Origin of the sequence: Cellulomonas hominis, assembly GCF_005239125.1 — a bacterium.
Classification (GTDB): Bacteria; Actinomycetota; Actinomycetes; order Actinomycetales; family Cellulomonadaceae; genus Cellulomonas; species Cellulomonas hominis_A.
On sequence record NZ_SZYE01000202.1, the window covers coordinates 1 to 6,445 of the forward strand.

A 6,445-nucleotide genomic window follows, 5' to 3' on the forward strand; every position below is an offset into this window, starting at 1 on the left:
CGCGCACGCGGCGGCGGCGAGCAGCAGCAGCGCCCGCGGCGCGCGGCGGGCGGCCAGCAGGACGACCGGCAGCACGGCGAGCTCCGCGGCGTACCGGCCGGGCTGGGCGAGGCTGTCGTACGCCTGCCGCGGGCGCTGCCCGAGGAAGTGCCGGGCCGTGGGCGGACGGCGCGGCACGTACAGGTCGTCCGCGCGCAGCACCCGCCCGCCGCGGGCCCGCACGGTGCGCAGCAGCTCGAGGTTCTCGAACAGCACGTCGCCGTCGTAGCCCCCGGGCCCGAGCGCCGTGCGGCGGAGCGCCAGGGTGCCGGGGTAGTCGCCGCCCGTCGCCCGGTTGACCAGGGTCCGGGCCGTGTCCCAGCGCGCGTGCCAGGGCATGGGGTCGAAGACGTTCTGCGGGCGCACCACGTCGGCCCCGGCGAGGCGGTCCAGGAGCGCCCGGAGCGTGGGCTCGTCGTACCGCACGTCGTCGTCCGCGAGCACCACCCGGTCCGCCCGGGCGAGCCGCAGGCCGGTGAGGACCCCGGCGACCTTGCCGTTCCGCCCCGGGTGCGGGTCCGGGCGCACGTGCCGGACCGCCGCGGGGAAGGCCCGGGCGTGGGCGGAGAACCGCGGTTCCTCCGACCCGTCCACGACGGTCACGGGCAGCCAGTCGACCAGCCGGCCCAGGTACCCGGCCAGGTCCGGCAGGCCGCGGTCGTCGGCCCACCGCAGCGGCAGGACGTACTCCGCGTCCGGCAGCGCCGGGCCGCCCGGCGTCACGCCGCGCTCCCCACCGCCAGCGGTCGGCGGAGCGAGGACCGGCCCGCGGTCCAGGAGTCGATCTGGTGCCGCCCCACCCGCCCGTCGACCGCGAGGCACGCGGCCGCGCCGAACAGCACGTCGTCCCGCAGCGCGGGCTGCTGCTCGACGAGCCCGCCCGCGAGGTCCCGGCCGGCGATCTGCTCGTGCACGGCGTCCGCCTCGACGTGCTCGTCGAAGTACCAGGTGACGTCGGCGTCGTACCCGTACCGGCGGAAGCCGTTGCCGTACAGCCGGTTCGGCTGCGACGACGTCATCTCGAACGCGGCGAGGTGGCCGACGATGCAGCCGCGCAGCCGCCGGTGCAGGCCGAACAGGCTCATCATGTTCACCGAGGCGAGGGTGATCGCGGGCACGTCGTCGACGTACCGGCCGTAGGTGTCGTCCAGCCCCAGGCCGCGCATCGTGCGGGCGAACAGCGCCGCGTGCATCCGCTCCGGCCGGCCGCCGCCGTACTCGTCGGCCTGGATCTCCACCAGCGCGGCCTTCGGGACCCCCAGCAGCCGCGGGATGGCCCAGGTGTGCGGGTCGGCCTCCTTGAGCTGGTAGACCGACCGCTGGACGAGCATCTCCCGGAGCTGGTCGTCGGTGGCCTTCCGCGCGACGTACGCGGACAGGCTCGGGCCGTCGTCGCGGCCCGTGAGGTCGAACAGGGCGCGCGCCACCGCCGGCCCCAGCCCCTCGCGCTCGGCGTTCGCGTCCAGCTCGGCGAGCAGGTCCTCGGGCACGGTCACCTCGGCGCGGAGCTGCGCCTCGAACGGGTCCTCGAGCGCGGCGCGGGCGCGCAGCAGCGTCGGGTCCCACTCCAGGCGGTCGTCCACGCCGTCCAGGCCCTGGTGGTGGAGCTCGTACAGCGCGGTCAGCGTGATCTGCACGTCCTCGTCGGTGAGCAGGTCCGCGGACGCGGCGGCGGCCCGGGCGGCCTCCTCCGGGAGGGCGGCGTCGACCTCCCCGGTCGTCAGGGCGTGCCGGACCCGCTCGCTGAGCGGGCCTCGGGGCGACGGTGCGCGCATGGTCTGGTGTCTCTCGTCCGGGGCGGCGCGCGACGGCGCGCGACGGGCGCCCCCGGCTGCTCGAGGGCGGCGCGGGACGCCGGCGGCGTGGGCCGGTGGCTCCCGTGCTGGTCACGCTAGCCGTGCGGCGGGGGACCCGCGCGGCGAACGGCGGGCGTGCGGGGGCGCGCGCCGGTGCAGGTCAGGCGGCCGGCCGGGGGCCTCCGCCTGCCGCGCCACCCCGCCACCCGTCCGCTCAGGCCAGGGCCAGGCCCTCGACCACCTCGACGCCCGGCATGGTCGCCAGCAGCGACCCCGGCAGCGCGACCTTCGACCGCCGCAGGCCCGACCCGATGATCACGGTGCCGCCCGCCTCCGGGTCCGCAGCGGCGACACCGGCGTCCAGCAGCACCCGGTACCCCGTGGGCAGCCCGATCGGCGTGATGCCGCCGTACTCCATCCCGGACTCCTCGACGGCGCGGTCCACCGGCAGGAACGACGCCTTGCGCACGTCGAGCAGCCGCTTCACCGCGGCGTTCACGTCCGCCCGCGTCGTCGCCCGCACCACCGCCGCGGCGACCCGCTCCTCGCCGGCGCGCCTCCCGGACACCAGCACGCAGTTCGCCGAGACCACGAGCGGCAGGTCGTAGGCCTCCGTCATCGCCGCCGTGTCGGCGAGCTCCGGGTCGATCTCCGTCACCTGCACCGCGTCGGCCACCTCCGGCACGACGGCGGCCCAGCCGGACAGCGCCGCGGCGGTCGGCTCGGCGAGCAGGTCCAGCCGGTCCACGGCGCGCGACCAGGTCAGGGATCCGAGCGTGAGGGTCATAGCCGCAGGCTACCCACGCCTCCGGTCGTGTGCGGAGCGGTCCGCACGGCGCCCGCTGCGGGCAGGATGGCGGGCGTGACCGACGCCGCCGCGCCCGCCGACCCGTTCGCCGCCGACCCGTACGTGCTCGTGCCGGCCGCACCGCCCCTCGACGCCTACCTGCGCCTGCGCCGGGAGTCGGGACTCACCCCGAAGACCGCCGAGCAGGGTGCCGGGGCGCTCGCGGGGAGCTGGTCGTGGTGCCACGTCCGCACGGCCGGGGGCCACGTCGTCGCGATGGGGCGGGTCGTCGGCGACGGCGGGTGGTACTTCCTGGTCGCGGACATGGCGACCGACCCGGGGCACCAGCGGCGCGGGCTCGGACGGCGGGTGCTGACCCGGCTGCTCGACGACGTGCGGGCGCGGGCGCCCCACGGTGCGTACATCACGCTGGTGGCCGACCCGCCGGGCCGGGCGCTGTACGAGTCGCTCGGCTTCCGGGACGTGGCCCCGGGGGCGACCGGCATGGTGCTGGACCTCGCGGCCGACGTGCGCTGAGGCGCGGGCGCCGGCCGCCCGCGCGCCGAGTTCGCCGGTTGCGCGACGGGGGCGGCCGCGCAACGGGCGAACTCGCGCGCAACCGGCGAGCTCGGGCGGGGCGAGGGGTCAGCGCTGGTACGTCGGGGCGATCAGGGCGCGGCCGATCGTGTGGAACAGCGCCGTGAAGGCCACGGCCGTCGGCGTCGCGTCCGGGGTCACGTCGAGGTGGTCCACGTCGAGCGCGTGCACGGCGAACACGTACCGGTGCGGCCGGTCCCCGGGCGGCGGCGCGGCGCCGGCGTAGCCGGTCGACCCGCCGTCGTTGCGGACCTGGAACGCGCCCGGGGGCAGGAGGTCGCCCTCCGGCGAGCCGGCGCCGCGGGGGAGCGACGTCGTGCTCACGGGGACGTCCACGACGGTCCAGTGCCAGAAGCCGGCAGGAGTCGGCGCGTCCGGGTCGAAGCAGCTCACGACGAACGAGCGCGTGCCCTCCGGGAACCCCGACCACTCGAGCGCGGGTGACAGGTTCTCGCCGTCGGCGGCGAACGTCGCGGGCAGCGGCTCGCCGTGCAGGACGTCGGCGCTCGCGACGTCGAAGTCCGGGACGGACGGCAGCAGCGCGTAGGGCTCGGGGGCGACGGGACGGGTCAGCGAGACGGCCATGGTCCTCCTCCTGGTGGGCGCGGAGGGGCGCCCGGACGGGTGTGCCTGTCCCGTCATCATGCCCCCGGCCGCGGGCCCGTGCAGGGGTGTCGGCGCGTCCGCCACGGCGCGCCGGGCGGTGGTCCCCAGGGCGGGTGACGCCGGATTGACGCGCGCCGGAGTGTCGGCGTCTACTGGCACAATCGAACACGTGTTCGAACGAGGGTCCGGCGGTCGGCCGGCAGACGACGAGGGGGTGCGGCGGTGAACCAGGAGGAGCGGATCGCCCGGGCACGCGCCGCCCTGGTCAGCGCCGAGCTCCGGACCGGCGCCCGCAGCATGGCGCCGCGGGGGACCGGCGTCGCGGGCGGTGCCACGGGCAGCCCCGCGCAGACCCGCCGGACGGCGAGCAGTGTCGCACCCGGCACCGACGTGCCCGGCGACGGGTCGCTCGGCGTGCTCGGCACCCGCGCCGGCGGGCCGCGGGCCGAGGGCGCGCGGCCGGGCGCCCGGACCGACGCACCCGTGCAGGGCGCCACGGCGCTCGCGGTGGTGCCGGTGGTGGACCCCGACCCCGCGAGCGCGCCCGCGGGCCCCGTGGCCGTCCCCGACCTGCCCGACCAGCAGCGAGCGGTCCCGCGGCCGACCGCCGCTCGCGGTCCCGTGCTGCTCACCGACCGGCCGCCGCTCGCGGTGCCGCCCGCCCTCACCCCGCTGCTGCCGGACGGCCTGCGGCGCGGGAGCACGACCGCGGTGCTGGGCTCGACCTCGCTGGTGCTCGCGATGATCGCGGCCGCGTGCACCGCCCGGGAGGCGTGGGCGGCCGTCGTGGGGCAGCCGAGCCTCGGCCTGCTCGCCGCCGCCCAGACCGGCGTGGCGCTGGAGCGGCTCGCGGTGGTCCCGCAGCCCGGCGTGGACGCGCCGACCGTGGTCGCGGCCCTGCTCGACGGCATCGACGTCGTGGTGGTCGGCCCCGGCGCGCACCTGGCCGACGCCGACCGCCGCCGGCTGATGGCGCGCGCCCGGGACCGCGGGTCCGTGCTGCTGGCCACCGCGCCGTGGCCGGGCGCGGGCACCGTGCTGACCGTCGAGGGCGGCCGGTGGACCGGGGTCGGCGAGGGCGACGGCCGGCTGCGTGCGCACGAGGTGCACGTCACCCGCACCGGGCGGGGCAGCGCCGGCCGGGCCCAGGACCTGCGCGTGGTGCTGCCGCTCGAGGTGGGCACCGACCCGTACGGGCTCCCCGCCGACCGTTCGGGCGCCGACCGTTCCCGCGCCGACCGCCCCGCCGCACCCGCACGTCCCGGCGCCGACCTGCCCGCGCGTCCCGACGGGGTGCCCGCGCCCTCCGCCGGACCGGAGCCGGTGGCGGACGACGGCGCGCTGCTCGGGCCCGACCTGAGGCTGGTCGGATGAGCGCCACCCGCACCACCGTCGTCTGGGTGCCGGACTGGCCCGTCGTCGCCGCCGTGCGCGCCGCCGACGTGCCCGGGCACCTGCCCGCCGCCGTGCAGCACGGGCCCCGGCTCGTCGCCGTCTCCGCGATCGCCCGGGCGCAGGGGGTGCGCCGCGGCATGCGCCGCCGCCAGGCGCAGGGCGTTTGCCCCGAGGTCGTCCTGCTGCCCGCCGACGACGACCGGGACGCCCGGCTGTTCGAGCCGGTGGCCGTCGCGACCGAGGCCGTCGTCGCCGGGATCGAGGTCGCACGACCGGGCCTGCTGCTGCTCCCCGCGGGCGGCGCGGCCCGCTTCCACGGCACCGAGGAGACGCTGGCCGAGCGCCTGGTGTCCGTGGTGGCGGAGCGGACCGGGCACGAGTGCCAGGTCGGCACCGCCGACGGCCTGCTCGCCGCCATCCTCGCCGCCCGCACCGACGCCGTCGTGCCGCCCGGCGCCTCGCGCGAGTTCCTGGCGCCGCGCCCCGTCGACGACCTCGCGCCCGCCGCGGTGACCGACGACGCCGGGCACGCGGTCGTCGAGCTCGTGGACCTGCTGCGTCGGCTCGGGCTCCGCCGTCTCGGCGATCTCGCCGCCCTCGATGGCGGCGACGTGCACGCGCGGTTCGGCACCTGGGGGACGTGGGCGTGGACCCTGGTGCGCGGCGAGGACCTGCGGCCGCCCGCCCGCCGGCGGCCGGAGACCGACCTGGAGGTGAGCACCGAGCTCGACCCGCCGGCGCACCGCGTCGACGTCGCGACGTTCGCGGGCCGCCGGCTCGCGGAGGAGCTGCACGCCCTGCTCACCGAGCACTCCGTGACCTGCGCCCGGCTGCGGATCACCGCCCGGACCGACGAGGGCACCGAGCTCACCCGCGCCTGGCGCACCGACATGGGCGGCCTCGGCGGCCTGTCCGCCGCGCGGATCACCGACCGCATCCGCTGGCAGCTCGAGGGCTGGCTGACCGCCGCGGCCGCCGAGCACGGCGCCGGTGCCCGGCCGGACGGGGGCGAGCCCGACGAGCACGCCGAGCCGATCGGCCTGGTCGCGCTCGGCATCACCGCCGAGGACGTCGCGCCCGCCGGCGCCGAGCAGGGCCGGCTGTGGGGCGGCGCGTCCGGCGGCGACCTGCGCGCCCACCGGGCTCTCGACCGCGTGCAGGGGCTGCTCGGCGGGGACGGCGTGCTGACCGCCGCCCTGCAGGGCGGTCGGGACGTCCGCGACCA

General features: G+C 78.5%; 7 protein-coding genes. 3 read left to right on the plus strand and 4 right to left on the minus strand.

The window, feature by feature from the left end:
- The 3 genes from FA014_RS16945 to FA014_RS16955 form a co-directional block, all read right to left on the minus strand.
- A partial coding sequence (locus FA014_RS16945) for a glycosyltransferase (RefSeq protein ID WP_195969336.1) occupies window positions 1-762 on the minus strand: 762 nt, incomplete at its 3' end.
- A complete protein-coding gene (locus FA014_RS16950; RefSeq protein ID WP_154730816.1) occupies window positions 759-1,814 on the minus strand; it encodes an iron-containing redox enzyme family protein in 1,056 nt (351 codons plus the stop codon). The genes FA014_RS16950 and FA014_RS16945, both read right to left, overlap by 4 nt.
- 235 nt (window positions 1,815-2,049) lie before the next feature.
- Window positions 2,050-2,622, minus strand: coding sequence for a YbaK/EbsC family protein (locus tag FA014_RS16955; protein WP_154730817.1), 573 nt, complete (start codon window positions 2,620-2,622; stop codon window positions 2,050-2,052).
- Between the two features lie 66 nt (window positions 2,623-2,688).
- On the opposite strand from FA014_RS16955, the gene FA014_RS16960 reads away from it, so the two are divergent.
- Window positions 2,689-3,159 (plus strand): GNAT family N-acetyltransferase, encoded by a 471-nt coding sequence (locus tag FA014_RS16960; protein ID WP_154730818.1) that lies wholly within the window; start codon window positions 2,689-2,691, stop codon window positions 3,157-3,159.
- Between the two features lie 108 nt (window positions 3,160-3,267).
- On the opposite strand, the gene FA014_RS16965 is transcribed toward FA014_RS16960, so the two are convergent.
- A complete protein-coding gene (locus tag FA014_RS16965) occupies window positions 3,268-3,804 on the minus strand; it encodes a YbhB/YbcL family Raf kinase inhibitor-like protein (protein ID WP_154730819.1) in 537 nt (178 codons plus the stop codon).
- A gap of 243 nt (window positions 3,805-4,047) precedes the next feature.
- Between FA014_RS16965 and FA014_RS20180 the strand changes: the two genes are divergently transcribed.
- The gene (locus FA014_RS20180) at window positions 4,048-5,199 is read left to right on the plus strand and encodes a hypothetical protein (RefSeq protein ID WP_195969337.1); all 1,152 of its coding nucleotides are present in this window, start codon (window positions 4,048-4,050) and stop codon (window positions 5,197-5,199) included.
- Window positions 5,196-6,445, plus strand: a 1,250-nt coding sequence (locus FA014_RS16975; protein ID WP_419178430.1) for a DNA polymerase Y family protein, incomplete at its 3' end; no start/stop codon positions are given. The genes FA014_RS20180 and FA014_RS16975, both read left to right, overlap by 4 nt.

Bases quoted from the DNA above. Each gene is read 5' to 3' on its own strand.
- FA014_RS16960 (WP_154730818.1), top strand. From the start codon at position 2,689: ATGGCGGGCGTGACCGACGCCGCCGCGCCCGCCGACCCGTTCGCCGCC.
- FA014_RS16965 (WP_154730819.1), bottom strand. From the start codon at position 3,804: ATGGCCGTCTCGCTGACCCGTCCCGTCGCCCCCGAGCCCTACGCGCTG.
- FA014_RS16950 (WP_154730816.1), bottom strand. From the start codon at position 1,814: ATGCGCGCACCGTCGCCCCGAGGCCCGCTCAGCGAGCGGGTCCGGCAC.
- FA014_RS16955 (WP_154730817.1), bottom strand. From the start codon at position 2,622: ATGACCCTCACGCTCGGATCCCTGACCTGGTCGCGCGCCGTGGACCGG.